At 72.2% G+C, this 25,930-nt stretch carries 25 protein-coding genes, 1 rRNA gene and 1 riboswitch; of the genes, 16 read left to right on the top strand and 10 right to left on the bottom strand.

Features of this window, described 5'->3' with window-relative positions:
* Window positions 1-279: 279 nt before the first annotated feature.
* Window positions 280-1,776, top strand: coding sequence for a glutamate-cysteine ligase family protein (locus JOF44_RS14735; protein WP_209892977.1), 1,497 nt, complete (start codon window positions 280-282; stop codon window positions 1,774-1,776).
* A gap of 151 nt (window positions 1,777-1,927) precedes the next feature.
* Window positions 1,928-2,923: a bile acid:sodium symporter family protein gene (locus JOF44_RS14730; protein WP_209892975.1), complete on the top strand. Its 996-nt coding sequence runs from the start codon at window positions 1,928-1,930 to the stop codon at window positions 2,921-2,923.
* Window positions 2,924-3,156: 233 nt separating this feature from the next.
* Here the strand turns inward: JOF44_RS14730 and JOF44_RS14725 are convergent, their stop codons facing one another.
* The gene (locus JOF44_RS14725; RefSeq protein WP_209892972.1) at window positions 3,157-4,956 is read right to left on the bottom strand and encodes a BCCT family transporter; all 1,800 of its coding nucleotides are present in this window, start codon (window positions 4,954-4,956) and stop codon (window positions 3,157-3,159) included.
* Window positions 4,957-5,297: 341 nt separating this feature from the next.
* On the opposite strand from JOF44_RS14725, the gene JOF44_RS14720 reads away from it, so the two are divergent.
* On the top strand, window positions 5,298-5,954 hold the full coding sequence (locus JOF44_RS14720; RefSeq protein WP_209892969.1) for a DUF4352 domain-containing protein: 657 nt from the start codon (window positions 5,298-5,300) through the stop codon (window positions 5,952-5,954).
* On the opposite strand, the gene JOF44_RS14715 is transcribed toward JOF44_RS14720, so the two are convergent.
* Window positions 5,935-6,423 (bottom strand): DUF2306 domain-containing protein, encoded by a 489-nt coding sequence (locus JOF44_RS14715; RefSeq protein WP_209892965.1) that lies wholly within the window; start codon window positions 6,421-6,423, stop codon window positions 5,935-5,937. The two genes, JOF44_RS14720 and JOF44_RS14715, sit on opposite strands and share 20 nt — an antisense overlap.
* A 101-nt stretch (window positions 6,424-6,524) precedes the next feature.
* Between JOF44_RS14715 and JOF44_RS14710 the strand changes: the two genes are divergently transcribed.
* Entirely contained in the window at window positions 6,525-7,178 is a 654-nt protein-coding gene (locus tag JOF44_RS14710) for a MerR family transcriptional regulator (RefSeq protein WP_209892963.1), read from the top strand.
* A gap of 247 nt (window positions 7,179-7,425) precedes the next feature.
* Here the strand turns inward: JOF44_RS14710 and JOF44_RS14705 are convergent, their stop codons facing one another.
* Complete coding sequence (locus JOF44_RS14705; protein ID WP_209892960.1) at window positions 7,426-8,268, bottom strand: hypothetical protein; 843 nt, start codon at window positions 8,266-8,268, stop codon at window positions 7,426-7,428.
* A gap of 107 nt (window positions 8,269-8,375) precedes the next feature.
* Here JOF44_RS14705 and JOF44_RS14700 point away from each other — a divergent pair, with 107 nt between their 5' ends.
* Together JOF44_RS14700 and hrpB are read left to right on the top strand one after the other, a co-directional pair.
* Window positions 8,376-8,915, top strand: a complete 540-nt coding sequence (locus JOF44_RS14700; protein WP_209892957.1) for a hypothetical protein — start codon at window positions 8,376-8,378, stop codon at window positions 8,913-8,915.
* A gap of 10 nt (window positions 8,916-8,925) precedes the next feature.
* Entirely contained in the window at window positions 8,926-11,502 is a 2,577-nt protein-coding gene (gene hrpB / locus JOF44_RS14695) for an ATP-dependent helicase HrpB (RefSeq protein WP_209892954.1), read from the top strand.
* An 84-nt stretch (window positions 11,503-11,586) separates the two neighbouring features.
* Here the strand turns inward: hrpB and JOF44_RS14690 are convergent, their stop codons facing one another.
* Entirely contained in the window at window positions 11,587-12,243 is a 657-nt protein-coding gene (locus JOF44_RS14690; RefSeq protein ID WP_209892952.1) for a GOLPH3/VPS74 family protein, read from the bottom strand.
* A gap of 102 nt (window positions 12,244-12,345) precedes the next feature.
* Between JOF44_RS14690 and JOF44_RS14685 the strand changes: the two genes are divergently transcribed.
* On the top strand, window positions 12,346-12,813 hold the full coding sequence (locus JOF44_RS14685; protein ID WP_209892949.1) for a DUF3817 domain-containing protein: 468 nt from the start codon (window positions 12,346-12,348) through the stop codon (window positions 12,811-12,813).
* Window positions 12,814-13,131: 318 nt separating this feature from the next.
* Here the strand turns inward: JOF44_RS14685 and JOF44_RS14680 are convergent, their stop codons facing one another.
* Window positions 13,132-14,259, bottom strand: a complete 1,128-nt coding sequence (locus tag JOF44_RS14680) for a hypothetical protein (RefSeq protein ID WP_209892946.1) — start codon at window positions 14,257-14,259, stop codon at window positions 13,132-13,134.
* A 28-nt stretch (window positions 14,260-14,287) separates the two neighbouring features.
* Window positions 14,288-14,405, bottom strand: a riboswitch (SAM riboswitch).
* A 146-nt stretch (window positions 14,406-14,551) separates the two neighbouring features.
* Between JOF44_RS14680 and JOF44_RS14675 the strand changes: the two genes are divergently transcribed.
* The 3 genes from JOF44_RS14675 to JOF44_RS14665 all read left to right on the top strand — a co-directional run bounded on the left by JOF44_RS14675 (window position 14,552) and on the right by JOF44_RS14665 (window position 17,549).
* On the top strand, window positions 14,552-15,799 hold the full coding sequence (locus tag JOF44_RS14675; RefSeq protein WP_209892943.1) for a methyltransferase domain-containing protein: 1,248 nt from the start codon (window positions 14,552-14,554) through the stop codon (window positions 15,797-15,799).
* Window positions 15,800-15,882: 83 nt separating this feature from the next.
* Window positions 15,883-16,545: an SRPBCC domain-containing protein gene (locus JOF44_RS14670; protein ID WP_209892939.1), complete on the top strand. Its 663-nt coding sequence runs from the start codon at window positions 15,883-15,885 to the stop codon at window positions 16,543-16,545.
* A complete protein-coding gene (locus tag JOF44_RS14665; protein ID WP_342591796.1) occupies window positions 16,542-17,549 on the top strand; it encodes an asparaginase in 1,008 nt (335 codons plus the stop codon). The genes JOF44_RS14670 and JOF44_RS14665 overlap by 4 nt, the downstream gene beginning before the upstream one ends.
* Window positions 17,550-17,715: 166 nt before the next feature.
* On the opposite strand, the gene JOF44_RS14660 is transcribed toward JOF44_RS14665, so the two are convergent.
* Window positions 17,716-18,138 carry a VOC family protein gene (locus tag JOF44_RS14660; RefSeq protein ID WP_209896063.1) on the bottom strand — a complete coding sequence of 141 codons (423 nt, stop codon included), beginning with the start codon at window positions 18,136-18,138 and terminating at the stop codon, window positions 17,716-17,718.
* 212 nt (window positions 18,139-18,350) lie between these two features.
* Between JOF44_RS14660 and JOF44_RS14655 the strand changes: the two genes are divergently transcribed.
* Window positions 18,351-19,256, top strand: coding sequence for a sulfurtransferase (locus JOF44_RS14655; RefSeq protein ID WP_209892937.1), 906 nt, complete (start codon window positions 18,351-18,353; stop codon window positions 19,254-19,256).
* Window positions 19,253-19,705, top strand: a complete 453-nt coding sequence (locus JOF44_RS14650; RefSeq protein WP_209892934.1) for a SufE family protein — start codon at window positions 19,253-19,255, stop codon at window positions 19,703-19,705. The genes JOF44_RS14655 and JOF44_RS14650 overlap by 4 nt, the downstream gene beginning before the upstream one ends.
* A gap of 63 nt (window positions 19,706-19,768) precedes the next feature.
* Here the strand turns inward: JOF44_RS14650 and JOF44_RS14645 are convergent, their stop codons facing one another.
* On the bottom strand, window positions 19,769-20,644 hold the full coding sequence (locus JOF44_RS14645) for a hypothetical protein (protein WP_209892923.1): 876 nt from the start codon (window positions 20,642-20,644) through the stop codon (window positions 19,769-19,771).
* A gap of 166 nt (window positions 20,645-20,810) precedes the next feature.
* Between JOF44_RS14645 and dps the strand changes: the two genes are divergently transcribed.
* The gene (gene dps / locus JOF44_RS14640) at window positions 20,811-21,302 is read left to right on the top strand and encodes a DNA starvation/stationary phase protection protein Dps (protein WP_209892921.1); all 492 of its coding nucleotides are present in this window, start codon (window positions 20,811-20,813) and stop codon (window positions 21,300-21,302) included.
* Between the two features lie 65 nt (window positions 21,303-21,367).
* Window positions 21,368-22,729 (top strand): M20/M25/M40 family metallo-hydrolase, encoded by a 1,362-nt coding sequence (locus JOF44_RS14635; RefSeq protein ID WP_209892918.1) that lies wholly within the window; start codon window positions 21,368-21,370, stop codon window positions 22,727-22,729.
* Window positions 22,730-22,748: 19 nt separating this feature from the next.
* On the opposite strand, the gene JOF44_RS14630 is transcribed toward JOF44_RS14635, so the two are convergent.
* Window positions 22,749-23,432 (bottom strand): TetR/AcrR family transcriptional regulator, encoded by a 684-nt coding sequence (locus JOF44_RS14630; protein WP_209892915.1) that lies wholly within the window; start codon window positions 23,430-23,432, stop codon window positions 22,749-22,751.
* Between the two features lie 49 nt (window positions 23,433-23,481).
* Between JOF44_RS14630 and JOF44_RS14625 the strand changes: the two genes are divergently transcribed.
* On the top strand, window positions 23,482-23,691 hold the full coding sequence (locus JOF44_RS14625; RefSeq protein WP_209896286.1) for a hypothetical protein: 210 nt from the start codon (window positions 23,482-23,484) through the stop codon (window positions 23,689-23,691).
* Between the two features lie 230 nt (window positions 23,692-23,921).
* Window positions 23,922-24,194, top strand: a complete 273-nt coding sequence (locus JOF44_RS14620; protein ID WP_209892911.1) for an HPr family phosphocarrier protein — start codon at window positions 23,922-23,924, stop codon at window positions 24,192-24,194.
* 7 nt (window positions 24,195-24,201) lie between these two features.
* On the opposite strand, the gene JOF44_RS14615 is transcribed toward JOF44_RS14620, so the two are convergent.
* Both JOF44_RS14615 and rrf read right to left on the bottom strand, forming a co-directional pair.
* On the bottom strand, window positions 24,202-25,404 hold the full coding sequence (locus tag JOF44_RS14615; RefSeq protein WP_209892908.1) for an MFS transporter: 1,203 nt from the start codon (window positions 25,402-25,404) through the stop codon (window positions 24,202-24,204).
* A gap of 373 nt (window positions 25,405-25,777) precedes the next feature.
* Window positions 25,778-25,894 (bottom strand): 5S ribosomal RNA (gene rrf, locus JOF44_RS14610).
* Between the last annotated feature and the right edge of the window lie 36 nt (window positions 25,895-25,930).

Genomic DNA, 25,930 nt, shown 5'->3' with positions numbered 1-25,930 from the left:
CTCGAGCCGACGGGCCGACGGCAGCGGGACGACGGCGCGGCCGACGGCAGCGGGTCGACGGCGCGGGCGGCAGCAGCGGGACGACAGCGCGGGCGGCAGCAGCGGGACGACAGCGCGGGCGGCAGCGGCGGGACGACGCCCCCGGCGGCAGTGGCCGGGCGACATGCCGCGCAGCCGCGCGGGCCGACCGACTGTTCCGTCCTGCGGCAGCGGCTTCGCCGCCCGGGCCCCACATGCTTGGATGAACCGCACACGCCCCATCACGCTCCGGAGGTCCCCATGGGACGCGAGATCGGCACCACCGAGTACACACGCTCGCAGCGCACGCGCTATCGCCACGAGCTGCGGCGCAACCTCGACCTGTTCGAGTCCTTCCTCGACACCGCCGAGTTCATCGACGAGGGCACCGTCGGCGTCGAGCTGGAGATGAACCTCGCCGAGATCGCGGACATGGCCCCGGCGCTGCTGGTCGACACGCTCCTGCAGGACCTGGACGACGAGCAGTTCGTCCACGAGATCGGCCGCTTCAACCTCGAGGTGAACCTCCCGGTCACCCACCCCACCGGCCGCGGGCTGCGCGATCTCGAGCGGGAGCTGGCGGAGAAGATCGAGCGGGCCGACCGCGCCGCCCGCCGCCGCGGCGCGCGGGTGATCCCCATCGGCCACCTCCCCACCGTCACCGAGGAGCTGTTCACGGGCGATGCCTGGCGGGCCCCCGGCCCCCGCTACGAGGCGCTGGAGAACAGCGTGATGGAGGCCCGCGGCGAGGAGATCACCCTGCGCATCGAGGGAGAGGGCAAGGGGGTGGAGGCCACCTTCGACTCGATCGCCCCGGAATCGGCCTGCACCTCGATGCAGCTGCACCTGCAGGTGCCCCCCGAGCAGTTCGCCCCGGCCTGGAACGCGGCCCAGGCGATCGCGGGCCCCCAGGTCGCCCTCGCGGCGAACTCGCCGTTCCTGCTGGGCAAGCGCCTGTGGCACGAGAACAGGATCCCCACCTTCGTCCAGGCGCTGGACACCCGGCCGCCCGAGCTCGCGACCCAGGGCGTGCGCCCCCGCGTGTGGTTCGGCGAGCGCTGGATCACCTCGATGTTCGACCTGTTCGAGGAGAACGTGCGGCTGTTCCCGGCGCTGATCCCCGAATCCCGCGACATGGCCGAGGAGCCGCTGCTGACCGAGGGCGCCGCCCCGCGGCTGCACGAGCTGCGGCTGCACAACGGCACGGTGTGGCGGTGGAACCGTCCGATCTACGATCCCGGCACCGACGTGCCGCACCTGCGGCTGGAGAACCGGGTGCTGCCGGCCGGCCCGTCCCCCGCGGACATGGCCGCCAATGCCGCCTTCTTCTACGGGCTGGTCCACGCGCTCGTGCACGAGCGGCGGCCGCTGTGGTCGCGGATGAGCTTCGAGCAGGCCGACGAGGCGTTCCAGCAATGCGCCCGCTGGGGCCTGGAGGCGCGGGTGAGCTGGCCGCGGGTGGGCCGGGTGCGGGTGGCGGACCTGCTGCGGGAGCAGCTGATCCCGCTGGCCGTGGAGGGGCTGCGCGATCTGGGGGCCGACAGGGAGGTCGCCGAGCACTACGGCGAGATCCTCACCGGTCGGGCCCGCACCGGTCGCAACGGCGCCCGCTGGCAGATCGACACCGTCACCTCCCTCGAGGTGCGCGGGGCCGGCCGCCCGGAGGCGCTGGCGGAGATGACCCGGCTGTACCGGAAGGGCGTGGACTCCGGCGACCCCGTGCACGACTGGCCGGTGCCGGCGCGACAGCGGAGCTGAGCGACGACTCACGTGCGCGGTCGACGGGCGACGGGACTCGCTCACGGTGATGAGCGGGCCCGATACGGGTGGGACCACGCCTCGGAACGACCGGCCTCTCGATCTCTGAGACGCCATTCTCGCATCGCGGACACGGTCGTAGCCTTCTGCCATGACCTCCTCAGCCCCCGCACCCACCACCGAGACGAGTGCAGGCACGCGCTCGAGGGAGGACCGGTCCGCACGCATCGCCGTGACCGTCTTCCCCGCCCTGATCCTCGCCTCGGCCGCCTTCGCCTTCTTCGTGCCGGCGGCCGGCCAGGCGATCGCGCCGTTCACGGCGCTCTTCCTCGGCGTCATCATGTTCGCGATGGGGCTGACGCTGACGATCCCCGACTTCACCCTGGTCGCGCGCCGGCCGCTGCCCGTGCTGATCGGCGTCGTCGCCCAGTACGTGCTCATGCCGCTGGTGGGCCTGGGCGTCTCCGTACTGCTGCAGCTGCCGCCGGAGCTCGCCGTCGGCGTCATCCTGGTCGGCTGCGCCCCCGGGGGCACCAGCTCGAACGTCATCTCCTACCTCGCCCGGGCGGACACCGCCCTGTCGGTCACGATGACCTCGATCTCCACCCTGCTCGCCCCGATCTTCACCCCGCTGCTGACCCTCTGGCTGGCCGGCTCCTACCTGCCGATCGCCGCGGGCGACATGGCGCTGTCCATCGTGCAGATGGTGCTGATCCCGGTCATCGGCGGCATCGTCGTCCGTCTGCTGCTCGGCCGGCTCGTCGACCGGGTGCTGCCCGCGCTGCCATGGGTCAGCGTCGTCGGCATCTCCCTGGTGGTGGTCGCCGTGGTCAGCGGCTCCACCGAGGCGATCGTCTCCGCCGGCGCCCTGGTGCTGCTGGCCGTCGTGCTCCACAACGCGATCGGGTATCTCGCCGGCTACTGGCTGGCCCGCGTCCTGAAGCAGGGCGAGCGCGCCTCGCGGACCACCTCGATCGAGGTCGGCATGCAGAACTCGGGCCTGGCGGCGACGCTCGCCGCGACCGCCTTCAGCCCGGCCGCCGCCCTGCCCGCGGCGATCTTCTCCATCTGGCACAACCTCTCCGGCGCAGTGCTGGCGATGTACTACCGCCGCAGCGCCGACAAGCACCAGGTGGATCCCACCTGATCTCTCCGCCGACGACCTGAGGAGGGCCGACGATCCGCAGCTCGGATCGTCGGCCCTCGGTGTCGGCCCTCGGTGTCGGCGCCGCTGCCCCGTTCGATCCCGTCAGATGTGTCGCTCAGTCCCTCCCTGAGCGACACATCTGACGGGATGCCCGGGAGTGAGCAGGCGTGTCCGTCGACGTCCGGGCGGGCCGTCGTCCTCCATGACGTCGGACGCCACCGCCTGCCTCCGGGTCAGCGGGACTCCGAGCGCCCGCCCTCCGGCAGATCCGCCCGACCGCTTCCGGTCCGGGCGGGCAGGGTCGCACGGCTGGAATCGCCGTTCTCCTCGGCCTCCTCGACATCCTCGTACGGATCGCGCATGACGGGGATCTCGGTGGTGAAGGTCGGCTCGACGACGTAGTCCTCGGTGTCGTACTCCTCGTCCTCCTCACGGCGCTCGTACTCCTCCGGCGGCAGCACCTGCGCCCATTCGCGAGTCTTCATCTGCGGCAGCTCGCCGGCGTCCTCCTGGAGCGCTCGGTACAGGGCGTACATCTGGAAGAAGCCCATGATGAAGAACGGCAGACCGACCAGGATGATCGTCGACTGCAGCGCTTCGAGGCCGTTGGACCCGGAGAACACCAGCAGCGTCGCCGTGATCACACCGATCGCCAGCCCCCAGAAGATGCGCTGTCCCAGCGGGTTGTAGTCCTCGTGCCCGTTGGCCATCGAGTCGGTGACCAGAGCGGCGGAGTCCACCGAGGTCACGAAGAAGATGATCACCAGGATGATCGCCACCACGGAGATGAAGAACGCCCCGGGGTAGTGGCTGAGGAAGGAGAACAGGGCACCGGGGATGTCCCCGTCGCCGACCACGGTGTCGACCAGTCCCCCCTCGCCGTTGAGCTCGATGTTGAAGGACGAGTAGCCGAAGATCCCGAACCAGACCACGGAGAACGCGGACGGCACGGCGAGCACGCCGGCGACGAACTGGCGGATGGTGCGGCCCTTGGAGATGCGGGCGATGAAGATCCCGACGAAGGGGGACCAGGTGATGGTCCAGGCCCAGTAGAAGACCGTCCAGGTGTTCTGCCATCCGGTGTTCGCGAAGGTGTCGTTCCACAGGGCGAGCTCGGGCAGGGCCACCAGGTAGCTGCCGAAGGACTCGATGGTGCCCTTGAGGACGAACAGCGTGGAGCCACCGGCGAACAGCACGAAGATCAGCAGCAGGATCGCCGTGACGATGTTGATGTTCGACAGGACCTTGATGCCCTTGTCGAGGCCGAGCGAGACGGAGATGAGGGCGAGACCGCACACCACGCCGATGATGATCAGCTGCCAACCCGCGTTCTCCGGCATCCCGAACAGCTGGTTGAGGCCGCCGTTGATCTGCAGGGTGCCCAGGCCGATGGAGACGGCGATGCCGAAGACGGTGCCGACGATCGCGACGACGTCGATGAGCTTGCCGATCGGGCCGTGGATGCCCTCGCCGAGGATGGGCTGGAAGATGGAGCTGACCCGCGGCGGCAGGTTGCGCTTGTGGATGAAGTACGCGAAGCACAGCGCCGGCAGCGTGAAGATCGTCCAGGTGTGCAGCGTGAAGTGGTAGTACGTGAAGTTCATGGCGTCCTTGGCGGCACCCCAGGTGCCCGCCTCGATGCCCAAGGATTCGCCCCGCGGAGGATCGCCGAAGTGGCTCACCGGTTCGGCGACGCCCCAGAACATGAGGATCGAGCCGATGCCGGCGGCGAACAGCATGGCGAACCAGGCACCCCCCGAGTGCTCCGGGGGCTCTTCGTCCGGGCCCAGCTTCACGCGCCCGAAGCGTCCCACGGCGATCATGATGAGGAACGCCAGGAAGACGGTCACGCCCAGGATGTAGAACCATCCGAGATTGGTCAGCAGCCAGTCCGAGGCCGCGGAGACCGCTGTGTTCAGCGGATCTGTGAACGCGATCGTGCCGATCACGAAGGCGATGATGATCGCCGCCGAGCTGAAGAAGATCGCCGGCGAGGTGCGCAGGCGCATGGCGTCATGCAATCGGGTCAGCATGGTCGTGACTCCTCGTCGTCCTGCTCGCGCGTGGGGAGTCCTGCGGATCGATTCTCCGGCGCCGAGCGTCATCTCGATTCTGTACCGTTCGGCGAGTATCGCACGCCACATCCGGGCCGGGGGACACGTCGCACGGCTCGCGCGGACGCGGGCGTGGGCATGGCCGGACGCGGGCGTGGCCGTTAAGACCCTCGCTGACCAGGAGTGGTCGAGGGCGCTCGCCCACGGGGAGTTCTCCCCATCGCGGCGAACCCGGGGCCCCTATACCGTGGCTCGGACACCGGCACCGCGGCGCCCGGCACCGACGTCGGCCGCGCCCGTGCCCCGACCAGGAGGCCCGCATGAGCAACCCCTACGGCGCCCCGAGCGCCCCACAGCGGAAGAGCCGCTCCCCGCTGTACATCGCCCTGGGCTGTGGATGCGCCCTGCTCGCGGTGATCGTCCTGGTCGTGGGCGGCATCGGCGCGTACCTGCTGCTGCAGGAACCCACCGAGGAGCCGACCGAGGACCCCTCGACGACCGCGACCGAGGACCCCAGCGAGGACCCGACGGAAGATCCCACCGACGAACCCACCGACGAACCCACCGAGGACCCGACAGAGGACCCGACAGAGGACCCGTCGGACGAGCCGACCAGCAATGACTCGATCTCCATGAAGGCCTCGAGCGCGAGCACCGGCTCGACCCTGACGAAGGCCGACGGCGAGGAGCTGGAGACGGAGAACGGCAAGTTCGTCGGCGTCTCCGTCGCGATCGACAACGACGCCAGCGGGGCCATCGGCCTGGGCACCGACAGCTTCCGCTTCTACGACACGGACGGGAACGGCTACGACCTGCGCTACGCCACGTTCACCACCGACGGCCCGGAGCTGCCCGCCGGGGAGTCCGCGACCGCGAACCTCTATGCCGACGTCCCGGCGGACGTCGAGATCGCCCAGATCAGCTACAGCGATTCCTCCGTGGCCGGTGGGCAGGAGGTCACGTTCCCGGTCGGCTGACCGCCGCTGGTTGCGGGGACCGCTGCACGCGGATCGAGAACATCGCGAAAGCGGCGACCGTCGCGGCCACCGCCAGGAGGGTCACCACCGCCACCAGCGGTTCGCTGCGCAGCAGCTGGGGGATCAGCCGCGTGGGCACCAGCGCCGCGAAGGCGAAGGCGGTGAGGGTGCCGAGGTAGGAGCCGACCATGAACCCGCGGTGCATCTCGACGCGTCCCCGGCGGATCGAGACGATCGCGATCACCAGGCACAGGAGGGTCCAGATCGACAGGCCGTGCAGCCAGGAGAAGCCGTCGGGCATGATCCCGAAGCTCGAGGTGCACACCACCAGCATCGCCGCCACCCAGCTCGCCCCGAGCAGGCGGTGGCCCGTGTCGCGCCGCCGCCGCAGGATCTGCAGCGGGCCCAGCAGCAGCACGTACAGCGCTGCGACGGCGTGCACGGCGATGACCGGGGTGATGGATTCCATAGACGGACGATAGTGTGGCTATCCACACTGGCGCCATCAAGATAGTCGCAGGTCGTCACACTATCCACACCCTCGGTGCCAGGGACGGGAGAGGGGCCCGGATGCTGCTGCACGAGCTGTCGGCTGCGAGCGGCTGCTCCGCCGCGTCGATCAAGTACTACCGGCGTGAGGGGCTGCTGCCCGCCGGCGAGCGCCTCACCGCCACGCGCCAGGAGTACGGCCCGCGCCACCTGGAGCGCCTGGAGCTGATCCAGGTGCTGCGCGAGATCGCCGACGCCCCGATCGCCCGGATCCGCCTCCTGACCGGGCTGCTCGATGATCCCCGCGTCCCGCTGCTGCGCTGCCTCGAGGAGGCGCAGGCCATTGCGCTGGGCTCGGATGCCGTCGATGGTGAGTCCGCTGCGCGGCGTCCTGAGCACCCGACCGTCACCGCACTGCTGTCGCAGATGGACTGGCCCGACATCGATTCCGTGCCCCGTCGGGCCCTCGACGAGGTGCTGCACACGCTCGCCGGCTGGGAGATGCCCGACGATCTCGCCACGGTGATGCGCTACGCGAGGCCGGTGACCGAGATCGCCCGCGGAGATGTGGGCTCCCTGCAGGGTGCGCCGAGCGGCACGGAGGAGCCCGGCGATGACCTGGTGATCCTGCGTGCGGTGGCCGGGGCGATCGCTTTCGACCGACTGGTCCAGGTGCTGCGAGCCCTGGGATATCTCTCCCTGAGTGTGCAGGCCAGATCCATTCCCAGGGAATGAACAGCGCTGTCGCAGAGCTTTTTGGGGGACGGGGTGTGTACTCGTCTCAACGCGTCACCGGAGGAACCGCTGACTGAGGAGGAGGCGGATTCCGCTCATCCGGGGACGCGGGGGAAAGGGATGGCCCCGGCCCGTGGGGACGGGCCGGGGCACTTTCTCGTCCGGGGCACTTTCTCGTCCGGGGGCGCATTCTCGTCCGGGGGCGCTTTCTCGTCCGGGGGTCATCACAGGACGTGCCCGAGGGTCCTCAGCGCCGCAGATCGATCCCGAACACACGCCGGATCTGGGCCACGGCATGGCGGGTGAAGCGCCGGTCCGACGGGGTGGAGGCGAACGGCACCACCAGTCCCGGATGCTCCGGATGGGTGACGCGCCCGTGGGTCGAGCCCGGCGTGATCACGAACCCGGCATCCTCCAGGCGTGCCAGCAGCTCCCGTCGGCTGGTGGGATGGCGGGTGCCCCCCCCGCCGCGGGCGCTCGGCCCGGCGGCGTCGTCGGCGACATCGAGCGCGCTCTCGTACTCCTCGGGCCGGACCGAGAGCGCATATCGGGCCGAGAACGCCCCGATCACGACGTTGTCCGCCCGCCGCACCTGCACCACGAGGTCCCCGCGCAGGAAGTGGTCGCTGGCCCCGGCGTCGGCCGTCCAGGCGTCCTGCGGATCGGCGACCGCCTCCACGATCCGAGCGGTGGTCAGCACGCTCACGCCGACGGTCCGGATCTCCGCCTCGTCCACCCGCAGGGGGCGGGGCAGCGGCCGCGGGTCCTCGGGGGCGAGGGTGTGCACGGCGTCGGTCGGCGGCGTCGACAGCGCCTGCGACGGCTCCAGGGTCCGGGCCCGGCGGCGCGGAAGTACATCGGAGGGCTGATCGGTCGGATCCGCCGATCCCGCCGCTGCCCGGCCCGTCATCGCGGTCCCCGCCGTGGTCGATCGTCCCGTGGTCGACCCGGTCGCCGGTTCGGAGACCGGGGTCGCCGCGGTCCGGCCGGTCGCGGAGTAATCCACGGGGCGGACCCGGCGCGCGGGGTCCGTGCGCCCGCCCAGAGCCATCGGGGTGGGCCGCGGCGACGAGCGTCCTTCCGCACTCATGGCCTCCCCTTCCTCGCTGCATCGTGCCGGTGCGCTTCGATGGTGGCATGCCGGGATGCCTGACGTACCGTGGGTCCGTCCACGTCGCCCGACCTGTGAGGTACCGCGTGTCCCCCAGCGCCCCACCCCTCTGCTCCGCCCGCGCCCGACTCGTCGGTGCCCTGTTCGCCCTCACCGTGCTCGCCGCCGGATGCACCGGTGGGGACGAGCCGGCTCCGGAGGGTGCCCCGGCGGCCTCCGACGGCGGTGGGGCCTCCGACGGCGGCGGGGGCGCCTCCGACGGGTCCGGCGCGTCCGACGGCGGCGGGCAGACCGCTGCCGCGCTCCCCCAGGACCCGTACCCCGTGACCCCGGCACCGGACGGCTTCGAACCGCCCGAGCCCTGCTCCGGGGAGGGCGCCTACTACGCGGAGGTGGGCGGGACCGGCACCCCGGACCTGCCCGAGCGCGCCGGGGAATCGCTGACCATCGAGGCGGCCGGCATCGACGGGGCGGATGCCCGGCTCACGGCCACCCTCGGCGACGGCGATCCCCGGGAGATCGAGGGCATCACCCTCGGAGAGACGGTCACCATCGACCTGTGGACCCTCTCGGTGACCAGCGTCTGCGAGGAGACCGAGCAGGTCGAGTTCGATCTCATCAACTGAGCCCGGGACCGTGGAGCCGCACCGCTTCGACCTCGACGCCATCGGCGCGGGGCTGCCGGTCGCCGCGGCGCGCGCCGAGCTCGGGACCGCCGCCGACGCCGGCGCGATGGTCGTCACCGCTCCACCCGGCACCGGCAAGACGACACTGGTTCCGCCCCTGGTCGCGAACGTCTCCGCCGGTCTCACACTGGTCACCCAGCCCCGTCGAGTAGCCGTGCGGGCCGCAGCCCGGCGGCTGGCCCAGCTGGACGGCTCGTCTCTCGGCGGTCCCGTCGGCTTCACCGTGCGCGGTCAGCGGCAGGTCGGTGCGGGCACACAGGTCGAGATGCTCACCCCGGGGGTGCTGCTGCGGCGTCTGCTCGCGGATCCGGAGCTGCCGGGCGTGGCCGCGGTGGTGCTCGACGAGGTCCACGAGCGGTCGCTGGAGACGGATCTGCTGCTGGGGATGCTCGCCGAGGCCCGGCAGCTGCGGGAGGACCTGCTGGTCGGAGCGATGTCGGCGACGCTCGATGCGGCGGCGGTGGCCGGCGTGCTGGACGGCGCCGCGATCGTCGAGGTGCCCAGCGCCCTGCATCCGCTGGCCGTCTCCTACGCCCCCTCCCCCGCCCTGCGGCTCGATGCCCGCGGCGTCACCCGTGAGTACCTCGATCACCTCGCCCGCACGACGGCCCGGGCCCAGCGGGAGCAGGGCACCGATGCGCTGGTCTTCGTCCCCGGTGCGCGGGAGGTCGACGAGGTGGTCTCCCGCGTGCAGAGCCTGGTCGGCGACGAGGTCGAGGTGCTCGCCCTCCACGGCCGCCTCCCGGCCGCCCAGCAGGACCGCGCCACCGGCGGCCGCCGCCCCGGGGAGCCGCCGCGGATCGTGGTCTCGACCGCGCTCGCGGAGAGCTCCCTGACCGTGCCGGGTGTGCATCTGGTGGTCGATGCGGGGCTCTCCCGCCAGGTGCGGCGGGACCGCGGCCGGGACATGTCCGGGCTGGTCACGGTCAGCGCCTCGCGGGCAGCGGCCGAGCAGCGGGCCGGCCGTGCCGCCCGTCAGGGACCGGGCGCCGCGGTGCGGGTCTTCGCGCAGTCCGATCTGGCCGGGATGCCGGCGCAGTCCCCGCCGGAGATCACGGCCACTGATCTCACCGATGCGGCCCTGGCGATGGCCTGCTGGGGCACGCCCCGTGGCGAGGGGCTGCCGCTGCTCACCCCGCCCCCGCCCCGGGAGATCGCCGCCGCCGAGCAGACCTTGCAGGCCCTCGGCCTGGTGGACGCCGACGGCCGCCCCACCGCGTCCGGGACCCGCGTGGCCCGCCTGCCCGTCGGGGTGCGCGAGGCCCGTGCCCTGGTCGACGGGGCGCAGCGCCTGCCCGGGAAGGACGCCGCCCGCACCGCTGCCGAAGTGGTCGCCGCCGTCTCCGACGACCACCGGCCGACGGGCGCGGACCTGTCCCGGCTCCTCACGGACCTGCGCGCCGGCCGCGCCGCGGGCGCCGAGAGATGGCGACGCGAGCGGGACCGCCTCGCGCGGATCGCGGCCGACGCCGACCGCGACGGACGCCGCGGCGCTCCCGCCGCGTCGCTCACCGCGGCCGACGTCGCCGAGCAGGCCGGGGCGGTCCTCGCCCTGGCCCGGCCCGAGCGGATCGCCCGCCGCACGGCCGACGGCTCCCGCTCCTACCTGCTCGCCTCCGGCACCCGGGCCGCGCTGCCCGAAGGCAGCGGCCTGCTGGGCCGCGAGTGGCTGGCCGTCTGGGAGGTGCAGCGGGCCGAGGGCCGCGCGGCGGACGGCACCGGCGCCGTGATCCGCGCCGCCGCGCCGCTGAGCGAGCAGGACGCCCATCTCGCCGGAGCGGATCTGCTGGTCTCCCGGCGCACCGCGCATCTGGAGGGCGGAGCGGTGCGGGCGCGGGAGCGTCGGGCGCTCGGGGCGATCGAGCTGGCCTCCACCCCGGTGGCCGCGACCGCCGCGGACACCGTTCCGGCCGTGCTGGCGCAGGTGCGCTCCCGCGGGCTCGCGGCGCTGGAGATGAACGGGGCGGCGCGTTCGCTGCGCGCCCGACTGGCCCTGCTGCACCGGGAGCTCGGCGCGCCCTGGCCCGCGATGGACGAGGACCACCTGCTCGAGCACCTGGAGACCTGGCTCGCCCCGCAGCTGTCGGGCCGCACCACACGGCTGGCCTCGGTCGACGTGACCAGCGCGCTGCGGTCCCTGCTGCCCTGGCCGGAGGCCTCCGAGCTGGCCGCGCTGGTGCCCGAGCGGCTCGCGGTCCCCTCCGGCTCCAGCGCCCGCGTCGACTACCCCGAGCCCGACGCCGAGGACGGCCGTCCCGTCGTCGCGGTGAAGCTGCAGGAGGTCTTCGGTCTGGCCGAGACCCCGTACCTGGTGCGGGGCCGGGTCCCGGTGCTGTTCCATCTGCTCTCCCCCGCCCGTCGGCCGCTCGCGGTCACCGACGACCTGCGCTCCTTCTGGGACGGGCCGTACCGGCAGGTGCGCAAGGAGATGCGCGGCCGCTATCCCAAGCACCCCTGGCCGGAGGACCCGTGGACGGCTCCGGCGACCGCGCGCACGAAGCAGGGCCAGAGCCGCAGGGGCCCCTGATCAGCCCGCACGACGAGGGCCTGGATTCTCCGGGAGCGTTGCTCAGCCCGCATGAAGCAGTCGATGAGGCATGGAGGCCGCTGCTCAGCCCGCGGACGCGCCGGCGCCCGCGGTGACCGCGATCATCGCGGCGCTCATGTCGTCCATGACTCTCCGGACCGCCGTCGCGGCGGGGGCGTCGATCTCGAGAGCGGCGATGGCGGCATCGATCTCGCGGCGCGACATCCCCTCGAGGTCCTCGCGCAGGATCCGGTGGGCGATGCGCAGGGAGCGCAGCATCTCCAGGAGGATGCCGTCCTGCAGGCTGGCCCGGCCCGGCTCCCGGATCGCCGTGGCGAGACGCGCACGCAGCGCGGATTCGAGGGAGGCGTCCTGCGCGGGCCAGGAGGTCACGAACCAGCCGTCCTTGCGGGTCACGGCGCCGGCGGCGCCCATCGATTCGCCGATGACCTCCGTGAGGTCCAGGCTGCGATGGGAGATGACGGAGCGCAGGCGCCGACCGTCCAGCTCGGTGAGGGCGCCGAGAGCCTGGTCCAGGACGGGGATCCCCAGCGAGGTGGGGTCGGTGACCTGTACCCGGGGGCTGCGCTCCTCGGACACCTCGACCTTCTCGCGCAGCACCAGCTCCGCGACGGCTGCTCCGGCCAGGGCCTGGCGACGGTACTGGGTGGCTTCCTGGCGGCCGGCGTCGTTGGTCAGCAGCAGGAACAGCTCTGCGGGGATCGTCGTCGTGGTCGTCATGCCTCCAGTGTGGTCCGCGGCATCGCCCCGTCGGCATCCGCCGATCGTCGGAGGGTGGTCGGTCCTCGGTCGAGGCTCAGGTGCTCCTGGCACGATGGTCGTATGCATCTGATCTCGACGCCGTCGCGCCTGTACCGAGTCCTCGCCCTCGCCGAGATGGTCACCTGGACCCTGCTGCTGGCCGGCATGTTCGTGAAGTACGTGCTGCAGTCCACCGAGCTCCTGGTGCGCATCGGTGGCGGCCTGCACGGCTTCACCTTCCTCGCCTACATCGTGGTGACGGTGCTGGTCGCGGTCGACCAGCACTGGAGGATCCGCGATCTCCTGCTGGGCCTCGGCTCAGCGATCATCCCGTACATGACGGTGCCCTTCGAGCACCGGGCACGACGCCGCGGAATGCTCGAGGAGAGCTGGAGGCTGCGCACGGAGCCGGGCCGGAGCGCTCCGGAGAAGGTCGCCGCCCTCGCGCTGCGCCATCCCCTCCCGGCGGCCGTGATCGCGATCGTCGTGGTGGCGGTGGTGTTCTCGGTGCTGCTGTCCCTGGGCCCGCCCACGCAGTGGTTCTCCTGAGCTGACCCGCCCGTGAGCTGACCCGCCCGCCGTCGTCGGTCCTGGCCCGATGCCCAGCTGCCCGTCCCGGCACCGCTCGACGCAGCCCGATGCCCAGCCGCCTGCTCCGGCACCGCTCGACGCAGCCCGATGCCCAGCCGCCTGCTCCGGCACCGCTCGACGCAGCCCCGATACCCAGCCGCCTGCTCCGGCACCGCTCATCTCAGCCAGTGGCGCTCTGCGAGCAAGGAACCGCCCCTGGGGCCTCGGATGCTCGTATAGCGCCACCGGATCCGAGGCCCCGCCCTGGCCCACCCGCCCGACCGCACCCGCTCACCCTCACCGCGGCGGGGCGATCGGATCGATCCGCACCACCTCGCCACCGCGCAGGTGGAGCCGGTTGATCTCCGTCACCGCTGCCCGCCGTCCCAGCCGGGGCACCTGCGGCTGATCCGCCTCCGGCGGCAGGGCCTCCCCGAAGCACACCCCACAGGACTGGACGGCGAGCGCCTGCGCCCGTCGGGCCTCCCAGTCCAGCTGCGCCGCCTGTGCTGAGCGGACCCAGGGCCCGCCGTGGGGGCGACACGGCGCGCAGTCGTCCTTCCCCTGCAGAGGGCAGGGCGAGGGACGCGCGGTGACCAGCAGCTCGAGTCCCGACAGCATCGGAACGCGCGGGTCTGCACCGGTGGGGACCACGTCGAGTCCGCCGGGACCGATGCGAAGCACCGCGACCTGCCCGTGGTCGACCGCGACCCGCAGCACCCGCTCGAGCGCCTGGTCCGGGTGAGCGGCCAGGAGGTCCTCTCGCGCCGCGACGGCGGGTTCGAACCATTCGCGCCGGGGCCCCACCAGTGCCCCGGTGGCGACCATCCCTCCCCGTCTGCGCAGTGCGGCGGCGATGGCAGGCCGACGGAACCAGCCGACATCGCGCGAGCGCACGGGTCGCGCTCCGCCGCCGGCCGGCCCGTCGAGCGGAGCACCGGCCCGAGCACCCTCCCGACTCGGTGGAGCCGCCGGCGGCTCACCACGGATGGGACGCACTTCGAGCGGCGCCTCCCGGCCGCTGAGATCGGCCACGACGGTGCCCAGGGCGTCGGCCGAGGACAGCACCGGCCCGAGCGCGGGCACCACCAGCCAGGTGCGCTCGAGCTCGAGGGGCTCCCGGCCGCTCAGCGTCGTGCGCACGGTCCGGCGCGGGGGCGGGGTGGTCGGCCTGCGGCGTCGGAAGGCCGTTTCCTCGGGGGCCTCGTCCGCGGGAGCCTCGACTGCGGGGGCCTCGTCCGCGGGGCCCCCGGTCTCAGGGTTCGCATCCCAGGGACCTCCACCGGTCCCCGGCGCGGCGAACAGCGCGGGGTCGCCGCAGGCGGTGATCGGGCCGACGCCCGGCAGATCCAGCTCGATCAGCTGGTCCTGCCAGGTGACGGCGTAGGGATCGTCCTCGTGCTGGTCCTCGTGCTCGTGCTGCATGACGGCGGCCTTCCGACGTGGGCCCTCCCGGGCTCGCTGACCGGACGGGCGGTCGCCCTCCGGCCGGGTCTTCCTCGACAGGCACCGGGCTCGGTTCCGGTTGCCGCGCGGCCTCTGTCGAAGGAGTGCAGCCGCGTCTCGTGACCCGTTCCGGACGGTACCGGAGGGGCCCGACGGATGACGCGCGGCCTCCGGTGTCCTCGCAGAGCCCTCCGGACCGCGTCGTCGGCACGCCGACGCACGATCGCACCCGCCCACCGCCGACCTCTCGCCGGCCTCGTAGACTGCCCGGGTGCGGTGCCATCATTTCGAGTCCGGTGAGTGCAGGTCATGCACCCTGCTGGACCTCCCCCGGCCGCGCCAGATCTCCGAGGCCCGCGACCGCGTCGAGGAGCTGCTGGACCCGTACCTCGCCGCCGGGGTCCCCTGGGGCGAGCCGATCCTCGGGCCTGACGGCGGCTTCCGCGCCCGCGGCAAGATGGCCGTCGGCGGCACCGCGCAGGAGCCGATCCTGGGGCTGCCCGGTCAGAAGCTCGGCGCCGATCTGTGCGACTGCCCGCTGTATCCCGACGGCGTCGAAGAGGTCCTCGAGGGAGCCAAAGCGCTGATCCGTCGGGCGCAGGTGCCCCCGTACGACGTGGCGCGGCGCCGGGGCGAGCTGAAGAACGTCCTGGTCACCACCTCCCCTGACGGAGAGCATCTGCTGCGCCTGGTGCTGCGCAGCGAGCGCGCGCTGGGGCGGATCCGTGAGCATCTTCCCGCGCTGCTGGCGGCGCACCCGTCGGTGATCGGGGTCAGCGCGAACATTCATCCCGAGCACACCACGCGCGTCGAGGGCGAGCAGGAGATCCCCCTGGCCGGGGCCTCCTCGATCGCGGTGCGCACCGGGGACGTGACCCTGTTCGCCCGCCCCCGCTCCTTCCTGCAGACCAACACCGAGGTCGCCGGTTCCCTGTATCGCCAGGCGGCGAGCTGGATCGGCGAGATCGCCGCGGAGCATGTCACCTCCGGCGCGAGCCCCAGTGCTGCGGTCACCCGCGTGGCCACCCCGGGCGCGACCGTCGGTGGCGGCGCGCGCGCCGCCCCCGCCCCGCGGCTGTGGGACCTCTACTGCGGCCTCGGCGGCTTCGCGCTGCATGCCGCCCGTGCGCTGCCCACCGCACGCGTCACCGGCGTCGAGGTGTCCACCGACGCGATCGACGGGGCTCGCGAAGCCGCCGCGGACCAGCGGATCGAGGCCACCTTCCTGGCGGCGGACGCGACCGGCTGGGCGATCCGTGAGGCCGCCGGGCCCGAGGGCCCGCCGGACGTGGTGATCGTGAACCCACCCCGTCGGGGCATCGACGGCGAGCTGGCCGAGTGGCTCGAAACCTCCGGCGTGCGCGACGTCGTCTACTCCAGCTGCAACCCCGAGACCCTGGCCACCGATCTCGCGATGATGCCCTCGCTGCGCATCGTCGCCGGGCGCTTCGTGGACATGTTCCCCCACACGGCGCACGCGGAGGTCATCGTGCGTCTGCGCCGCACCGCGGGGGCCTGACACAGTGGGACCCGCATCCGACCGCCCCGCTGACCCCCCGACGACCCCATCGACGCACCGCTGACCACCGACCGAGGAGCCCCATGACACCCTCCACCGTGACCCCCGATTCCCAGCTCGAGAACGTCACCCGCACCGTCGCCCCTGCGAAGAACGGCAGCACCGTCTCCCTCGCTCAGAGCTTCGCCGTCGCCCCCGAGGAGCTGTGGTCGGCGCTCACCAGCGGGGACCGTCTCGCCGCCTGGTTCGGCCGTGCGAGCGGCGAGATCGTCGCCGGCGGGCGCTTCGAGCTGCCGGACATGGAGACCAGCGGGCGCGTCCTCGCCGTCGAGGTCCCGCACCGTCTCCTGCTGACCTGGGAGTTCGCCAAGAGTGTCAGCGAGATGGAGCTGCTGGTGACCCCCGAGGAGGCCGACGACGACGGCTCCGAGCAGCGCACCCGCTTCGAACTGCGCCACACCGTCCCGGCCGACGCGCACTGGGCGACCTTCGGGCCGGCTGCGACCGGCTGCGGCTGGGACGGGGCGCTGTACGGTCTGGCCCTGCACCTGGAGGATCCGTCGGCCGCCCTGCTGCCCCGGCTGGGCACCTTCGCCTCCTCCCCCGAAGGAGCCGCGTTCACCCGCGCCACGGCCGATGCCTGGTACGCGGCGCACGTCGCCTCCGGCGCGGACCGCAAACCCGCCCGCAAGGCCTCGGTCCGTACCGCCGCCTTCTACCTCGGTGAGGAGCCCGAGCTCTCGTGACCAGCTCGTCCGCCCCGTCGGCCGCCGTCACCCTGCTGACCCTCGGCGGCACCATCTTCATGACCCAGGACGCCCCCGGCGGGCACGCCGCCCCGGACGACGACGCCGCGGCGCGCCTGATGGGCACCCTGGTCGACGGGGTCGTGCTCACGCCGCACGAGATCGCCAACGTCTCCTCCTCCGACGTGCGACAGCATCATCTGCGGGCGGTGCTCGAGCGGGCGCGACGCGCGGTCGACGAAGGGGCCGACGGAGTGGTGCTCACCCACGGCACGGACACCCTCGAGGAGTCCGCGTTCCTGCTCCAGCGGTTCTGGGACCGCGAGGCGCCGCTGGTGGTCACCGGGGCGATGCGCCCGGCGAGCGCCCCGGGGGCCGACGGGCCGGCGAACCTGCGCGATGCGGTGGCCGTCGCGGCCTCCCCCACGGCCCGAGGGCTCGGCGTGCTGGCGGTCGTCGACGGCCAGGTGCACCTCGCGGACCAGGTCACCAAGACCTCCTCCCGCGCGATCTCGGCCTTCGCCTCGGAGCCGTCGAGCCCGGTGGGGATGGTCGACGGGGCCGATGTGCGCGTGCTGCACCGAGGTCCCGGTCGCGACGCGCCCCGGCCCGGCACGCTGCCGGACCACCTCCCCCGGGTCCCGACGCTGATGGCCGGTCTCGATGACGACCTGGATCTGCTCGACCACCTGCCGGCCGACGCGATCGCGGGCCTGGTGATCGCCGGGGTCGGGATGGGACACGTCTCCCCCGCCGCGATGCCTCGCCTCCGCCGCCTGCTGCGTGCGGGAGTCCCCGTCGTGGTCGCGACGCGGATCGGCTCCGGTGGCACCTCCACCCACCACTACGCCTATCCCGGCAGCGAGGTGGATCTGCTGGACGCCGGCGCGACCATGGCCGGCTTCCTGCCGCCCGCGAAGGCCCGTCTGCTGCTGCAGGTGCTGCTGACCGACGGGGCGACGCGCGAGGAGATCCGCGAGGCCTTCGCGGCGCACGCCTCCTGACGCACGCTCCCGGGGTCGGTCTGCGCCCTCCAGAATCGATCTTCGCACTCCATGGGAGGCACGGTGTTGTGCGCCTGGCTTCCACGCGTGGAAGCCAGGCGCACAACACCGTGAGGTCCGGTCGGGGCGCGCCGGCGGTCGATCCCCGGCGGTCACTGTCCGGCGGTCAGCTCCCGCGGATCAGGCAGAACGGGTGCCCGGCCGGGTCGAGGTAGACCCGGAAGCTGCCGGAGGCCGAGGGCTGGTGCTCGTGCACCGTGGCGCCGAGCGCGAGCACCTGGGGTTCGGCCGCGTCGATGTCCGGCACGGACAGATCCAGGTGGAACTGCTGGGGGTGGGAGCCGCCCGGCCAGGTGGGGCGCTGGTAGTCGTCGATGCGCTGGAAGGCGAGGGTCGCCTCCCCGTCGGGGTTCTCCGGGGTGATGCCGCCGCGCGGCGGATCGAGGGTCGCCCAGTCCCGGTCCGAGCCGTCCTCGAGCGGCCACCTCATCAGGCCCGAGTAGAAGGTCGCCAGCTCCATCGCGTCGGGGCAGTCGAGGATGATCAGATCGAGTCGGGGGGTGATGGGTTCCTGCTCCAGGTTCTCCATGTGCCCACCGTAGAAGTCGGAGGCGGCCAGGGGAAGGACCACGGCCCCGACGCTCCGGTCCCGCACGGGTCGAGGTGGACGCCGAGGGGCCGGTAGGGGCTGGCCGGGCGCCGGGGATCCGTGTCCGCTCGCGGCGCAGGACCCGCTTGCCCACGGCCCGGGCTGTGGTGACAGACTGGACCCAGTCCACCCAGCGTTCGAAAGGGGCCCCCATGACCGTTGCTTCTGACCCGACTCCTGCCCTCCAGGAGTACGCCCACCCCGAGAAGCTCGTGACCACCCAGTGGCTGGCCGACCACCTCGGCACCGACGACCTGGTCGTCGTCGAGTCCGACGAGGACGTGCTGCTGTACGAGACCGGGCACATCCCCGGTGCGGTGAAGGTCGACTGGCACCTGGACCTCAACGACCCGGTCACCCGCGACTACGTCGACGGCGAGGGCTTCGCGAAGCTCATGGACGCCTCCGGCATCACCCGGGAGACCACCGTGGTGGTCTACGGCGACAAGTCCAACTGGTGGGCGGCCTACGCCCTGTGGGTCTTCGAGCTGTTCGGCCATCCCGACGTGCGTCTGCTGGACGGCGGCCGCGCCGCCTGGGAGGCCGAGGGCCGCGAGATGACGACCTCGGTCGCCGCCGCGCCCGCGGCCACCTCGGGCTACCCCGTCATCGCCCGTGAGGACGCCCCGATCCGCGCCTACCGCGAGGACGTGCTGGACTTCCTGGGCGGCCAGCTGGTCGACGTGCGCTCCCCGCAGGAGTTCTCCGGCGAGCGCACCCACATGCCCGACTACCCGCAGGAGGGCACCGTGCGCGGCGGCCACATCCCCTCGGCCCGTTCGGTGCCGTGGGCCCGCGCCGCCGCCGAGGACGGACGCTTCAGGTCCCGGGCGGATCTCGAGGCCATCTACCTCGGCGAGCTGGGCTTCGACGCCTCCGCGCCGGTGATCGCGTACTGCCGCATCGGCGAGCGCTCCGCCCACACCTGGTTCGCGCTGCGCTACCTGCTCGGCTTCGACGACGTGCGCAACTACGACGGCTCCTGGACCGAGTGGGGCAATGCCGTGCGCCTGCCCATCGCCGTCGGCCCCGAGCCGGGCGAGGTCCCCACCCGATGAGCGAGAACGCCGCTCTGCCGGAGTCGTTCGCCGAGATCGCCGACGACTTCCACGCCCTCGGCGGGAAGGACCGCCTGCAGCTGCTGCTGGAGTTCTCGAACGGGCTGCCGCCGCTGCCGGATCGCTATGCGGAGCACCCCGAGCTGCTCGAACCGGTCCCGGAATGCCAGTCGCCGATCTTCCTGGCCACCGAGGTGGACGGCACCGGTCGGGAGGCGACGGCGCACCTGTTCTTCTCCGCCCCGCCGGAGGCGCCGACGACCCGCGGCTTCGCCTCGATCCTCGCCGAGGCGCTCGACGGCCGCTCCGTGGGCGATGTGCTGGACACCCCCGACGCGGTGACCGGACAGCTGGGCCTCGCGGAGGTGGTCAGCCCTCTGCGGCTGAACGGCATGTCCGGGATGCTCGCCCGCATCAAGCGCCAGCTGCACGAGAAGGCCGGGCTCTGAGCCGCTGATCTGCTGCCCGTCCTCGGACCGCCCGACCACGGGCCCCTGATCTGCTGACGAGCCTCAGCGCTTGGGCTGCTTCGGGGAGGGCCCCGGACCCGGGGTCCTCCCCTCGCCCTTGCCATACATCTCGTAGGCCTTCTCGGCCCCGCTTCGCAGCATGCTGAATGCCGTCCTGCCTGCCTCGGACTGCGCGAAGTCATAGGCCGCCCGGGCCCGCTGCGAGAAGCTGCGGCGCTCCTCCTCGGTGGCGTCCTCGTCCCCGGGCGCTCCCGTCGGGGAGGCGAAGTCCTCGACGAAGGGGTCCCCGGGTCCGTCGGCCGACGCATCGCCGTTCTCGATCCGCTCGTGCCGCTCGAGGGCGACCTTCAGCTCGAGCGGCACCTTGACCTGGCGCACCAGCACCGCGCGCACGTCCTCGCGGATCTGTGCTGCCTGCGCCGTGAAGAACGCCTCGACGTCCTCGACCTCGCCGTCGAGCTCGACGGCCCGCTGCAGCAGATAGGACGCGAGATCGGCGGCGACTTCCGGAGAGAGCCCGTAGCGGTCTGCCGAGCTGGGGGCCCGGCGCAGGTCGATCGCGTCATCGCGCTCCAGCGTGCTGGGGGCGATGTCGAGCGCGGACACGACGTCCTCGACGACGGCGTGGAAGCTCGCGTCCCCGGGCACGTCGACCCGCCGCAGCTCGGCGCGATCGATCTCCTCGGGCAGCCGCACCTGGGTGATGCCTTCGCGGGCGAACTCGTCCTGCGCGGCGCGGCGCACGAGGCGGCGGGCGGCGCGGATCAGATGGCCGGGATCGGCGTCGCGCGGGATGGTCGGGGCGATCGCCCGGGCGTCGGCGCGGATCCTCGCGCGCGACGCGGCGTCCTGGGACCGGCGGCGCACGGCGGTCGGGACGGCGGAGAGCCGTCCTGTCAGGGCGCTGATCGGCTTCACGAGGGGCTCCTCCTGGGGACGGCATGATGGCGTAGAGGTCCATCGTACGGTCGCGCCGTCATACCGAGCGGTCCGGGGCGGAGGGCCGCCGGGAACAAAGGCCCTTCCCCCACGCGTTGATCCGGGCGACGATCGAATCACCGCACACCCTCTGACAGGAGATGACATGGCTGACCTCTCGTACACGGTTCCCGGACTCGGCACGGACGACTCCGTGCGCCTGGTCGAGACGCTCCAGGACCGGCTGCACGCGATGAACGACCTGCAGCTCACGCTCAAGCACGCGCACTGGAACGTCACCGGCCCCCGCTTCATCGCGGTCCACGAGATGATCGATCCCCAGGTCGCGGACGTCCGCGGCTACGCCGACGACCTCGCCGAGCGCATCGCCCAGCTGGGCGCCTCCCCCGTCGGCACCCCCGGTCGCCTGGTCTCCGAGCGCAGCTGGAACGACTACACGCTCGGCAAGGCCGACACCCAGGAGCACCTGCGCGCCCTCGATGCGGTCTACGACGGGATCATCGCCTCGAACCGCAAGTCCATCACCCTGGCCGGCGAGCTCGACCCGATGACGGAGGACCTCCTGATCGAGCAGACCCGCGGCATGGAGAAGTTCCAGTGGTTCATGCGGGCCCACCTGGAGGGATCTGAGGGCTGAGACCTGCGCCGGGTCCTCCTCGCCGCCGAGTACGGTGAGGGCTCCGACCCCGAGGAGGACCCCGCATGCCGATCGCCGATCCGACCACCGACGAGCTCGCCCTGCTGCAGGACGAGGCGGTGGAGTTCACCCGTGACCTGATCCGGATCGACACCACCAACTTCGGCGGGAACGACCCCGCCACCTGGGGCCCGGGCGAGGCGGAAGCGGCGGACCACGTGATCGCGAAGCTGCGCGAGGTGGGCCTGGAGCCCGAGGTGCACGAGTCCGCGCCGGGGCGGCCCAATGTCTTCGTCCGGATGCCCGGCGAGGACCGGGAGCGCGGCGGCCTGATCCTGCACGGCCACCTGGACGTGGTGCCGGCCCGCGCCGAGGACTGGTCGGCCGATCCCTTCGGTGCCGAGATCCGCGACGGGCTGATCTACGGCCGCGGCGCCGTGGACATGAAGGACATGGTCGGGATGCTCCTGGCTCTGGCCCGGCACCTCGCCCGCACCGGGCAGACGCCGCCGCGAGACCTGCTGTTCGCGTTCTTCGCGGATGAGGAGAACCGCGGCATCTGGGGCTCGGAGTGGATCGTCCAGCACCGTCCGCAGCTGTTCGACGGCATGTCCGAGGCGATCAGCGAGGTCGGCGGGTACTCGATCACCCTCCCCGAGAAGGACTCCGGCGACGACGTGCGCGCCTACCTGCTGCAGACGGCGGAGAAGGGCCTGGTGTGGGGACGGCTGCGGGCGACGGGCCGCGCCGGGCACGGCTCGGTCCCCAACCACGAGAACGCCATCGTGCGCCTGTCCCGCGCGATCGCCGCGATCGACGAGCACGTCTTCCCCACCGAGTTCATCGCCGACGTCCGCGCGCTGTTCGACGGGGTCACCGAGATCACGGGCATCGGCTGGGACGAGGACGACGTCACCGCGTTCCTGCCGCTGCTGGGCGGGGCCCGTCAGTTCGTCTCCGGAACGCTCAGCGACTCGACGAACCTGACCATGCTCAGCGCCGGCTACAAGGGCAATGTCATCCCGCAGACCGCCGAGGCGACCTTCGACGCCCGCTTCCTGCCCGGGCATCAGGAGGAGCTGCTGACGCTGCTGGACGAGCTGACCGGTGAGCACGTCGAGGTGATCATCGACGACATCGGCAACTCGGTGGACTCACCGCGCGAGGGCGCCCTGGTGGACGTGATGACCCGGTCGATCCAGGCGGAGGACCCCGGGTCCCGGGTGCTGCCCTACTGCCTCAGCGGGGGGACCGACAACAAGCCGCTCTCGCGCGAGCTGGGCATCATCGGGTACGGCTTCGCGCCGCTGCAGCTGCCCGCCGACCTGGACTTCGCCCCTCTGTTCCACGGGGTCGACGAGCGGGTGCCGGTCGATGCGGTGCGGTTCGGGGCGCGCGTGCTGCTGCGCCTGGCCCGCGACTGCTGAGGCCGACGCCCGCGAGCGATCAGGCGGCGCCGGCGCTGTCGTCGGGGTCGGTGACCAGCCACTCCAGGACCAGATCCTCGGGGATCGGGTCCTGCGGCTCCAGGCCCGTGTACCAGCTCGGCAGCATGCGCAGCACCGCGGCGAGCAACGGCTCCCGGTCGAGCTCCCGGCCCTCGCGCGCGTCCTGCTCCGTCTCGATCAGCCACTGGATGAGCAGATCCAGCGAGCCGCCCGCGAAATAGCGAGCCATCTGCGGGATCGGTGGGGACAGCGGCACCTGGTCACCGAGTCGGTCCAACGCCATGGCGTGGAGATCGGCCAGGGTGGCGACCAGGATGAGGTACGTGCGATGGGAGAACTTCCAGTCCAGCGCACCCCGCAGGAAGGCCTGGTGGTGGGCGACGTAGGCGACCATCGTCGCCGCCGAGACCCGCACCATCTCCTGGATGCTGCGGCCCTCCGCCGCCAGTTCGACGCTGCGTTCCTGCTGGCGGTCGAACATCGTCGCGAGCATCGCGCTCATCAGATCGTCCAGACCCGAGAAGTGGCTGTAGAACGCGGCTCGGCTGACCCCGGCCCGCTGTGCGAGCGCATTGACCGTGACCTCCCCGTCGCGGGCGCTGAGGTCCCGTGCCGCGGCGAAGATCGCCGCCTTCGTCCGCGCCGGCCTGGGATCCGGCGCACGGCCTGCTGTACTGGGCATTGGCCCATAGTAAGCCCCGCCTTCTGGCGAACGCCCACATCGTCCCGCCATGCGGCACGAGGGGCACGGGGCGGGCTCCCCGACCGCACGTCGGGACGACCTGGAGGCGATCGGCGGGCGCCGGCCCGAGCCGGGGATGATCGCCTGGTTCGAGCTCACCGACGTCGGGCGGGAGGCCCTCGGGCCGACGAGCCTGCAACCCATGCCCCCGGGAATGTCGGGATACCACAGTCCAGGGGTCGTCGGCGGCTTTCGCTGAACGCTCCCCCGAGCGCGTACCGCCACCCCTGACGGATCACTCCCGCACCGTACATGCCGGGGGCGCCCGCCGCCGCGCTCTTCTGTGCAGATGTATGGTAACTCTCCGGTCACATGACGAAACGGTGAACTCTCTCCGACCCCGATTCGATGACGCGTCGCATCCGGCGTCCCGGGGAGAGCTGATCCCCCGTTACGCTGGGGATCGACTTATCGAGAAAGGCCGTGGAGATGCCAGAACGTACCGTGAAGATCGCCAGCACCAGCGGGCTCCATGCCCGCCCTGCGGCGATCTTCTCCCAGGCGGCCAGTGAGCAGATGGTCGAGGTCACCATCGAGAAGGCCGGGGCCGCCCCGGTCAGGGCGTCCAGCATCCTCAAGCTGCTGACGTTGAACGCGGACCACGGCGACGTGGTGACGCTGCGGTCGGAGGGCGAGGGTGCCGACGAAGCACTCGATGCTCTCACCGCCCTGTTGGAGAAGAACCTCGACGAGGATCTCTGAGAGAACCTCACGCGGCCCGTGGCCGCACCGCGATCGACGCGAAACCGATCGCGGCCGCACTTCCGACGCCCGCCCCGAGCAGCATCGCCGCTGACGGGCCCTGATGGTCCACCAGCAGGCCGCCGACGACGGCACCGCTCATGATCGCCACCTGGAACGCGGTCACCTGGAGCGCCACCGCTGATTCGACACGACGTGGTTCGATCGCGGAGACCCACAGCTGCGTCGTCACGGGGACCATGTTGAAGCCGACCCCCCACAGCACGACCGCGATGGCGAGGACGGCCGTCTGCTCGGTGGTGCCCAGAAGGACGAGTGCGCACGCCATGATCACCGGCCCGGCCGTCGCAGCCCAGCGCAGCCACCGCGACAGCGCGCCGCCGGCCAGGTTCCCGAGGAGGCCGCCCAGGCCCCAAGCCAGGAGCAGGACCGAGACCACAGAGGCGTCGATCGCCTCGATCGCGACGCGGATGTACGGATAGGCGGTGAAGTTCGCGAAGGCGGCCGCGAAGATCACCACCACACCGACGACCAGGCGACGATTCCCCAGGACCACCCGCATCATGGCGATCCCGGCCCCGGGCTGGGCGGGGACCGGGGGCAGCAGGCGCCACAGGACCCCTCCCGCCACCAGCGTCAGCGCCGAGATGACCAGGAACACGGCCCGCCACCCAATGACGTCCCCGAGCACCGAGGAGACCGGCACTCCGATGATGGTCGCCGTACTGGTGCCCAGGGCGACCGTGGTGGAGACCAGGGCGGCACGCCCCGTGACGTGGACCCCGACCGACAGCGCGAAGGACCAGAAGCCCGCGATGGCCACTCCCAGCAGTACCCGGGCGGCGAGGACGACCGCGAGAGTGGGAGCGACGGCGACCACCAGGTTCGAGACGATCGCGAGGCCGAGCAGGGACAGCAGCACGACGCGACGATCCGCGCGCGGCAGGATGGAGGCGATCGTCGGTGCGGTCAGCGCTCCTGCCAGCGCGGTGGCGGCGACGGTGAGGCCGGCTCGGCCTTCGGAGACCGCGAGATCCTCGGCCATGCCGGGCAGGACTCCGGCCGGGATGAACTCGGCTCCGACGAGCGCTGCGGTGCCCGCCGAGAGCGCCAGCGCGGTGACGACGGGATGCCGGCCGGGGCCCGAGGGGGTCGGGACTGAGGTGCCGTGCTCGTCGATCGTGGCGGTCTCGGGGGTGCAGCTCGACATGGTTCCAGCATCTCGTTGATCGGGTCAACTGCACAGTCCTGCCCACATGGCGCACACACACTCAGGGGCCGTGACGACGCGATCCCCCGCTCACGGGCGGCCGCGGTAGCCTTCAGCACCGCGTCCAGAGCCCGGTGACGGCACCGCGTCAAGGACGCCGGCACCGCGTCGGGGAGCCGCGGTCACGGCTCGGCACCCGCACGGCACCGCAGGGCACGGGACGTGCACGGCACGGCACGGCACGGCACGGCACGGCACGGCACGGCACGGGACGGGACGAGGCGGACCCGGGGCATGAAAAAAAGGGAGTGGGAGGCGCGAAACCAGCCTCGAGACGAGGGGTTTCCAGCAGCCTCCCACTCCCGTGGAAGATGTCCGGCGGCGTCCTACTCTCCCACACCCTCCCGAGTGCAGTACCATCGGCGCAATCGAGCTTAGCTTCCGGGTTCGGAATGGAACCGGGCGTTTCCTCGATGCTATGACCGCCGTAACACGACGAGACAACCAGCCCACAAACACCAACCCC

The organism is Brachybacterium fresconis, assembly GCF_017876515.1.
Classification (GTDB): domain Bacteria; phylum Actinomycetota; class Actinomycetes; order Actinomycetales; family Dermabacteraceae; genus Brachybacterium; species Brachybacterium fresconis.
The sequence above is the reverse complement of the archived record's forward strand: the minus strand, read 5'-3'. Positions and strand labels throughout refer to the sequence as shown.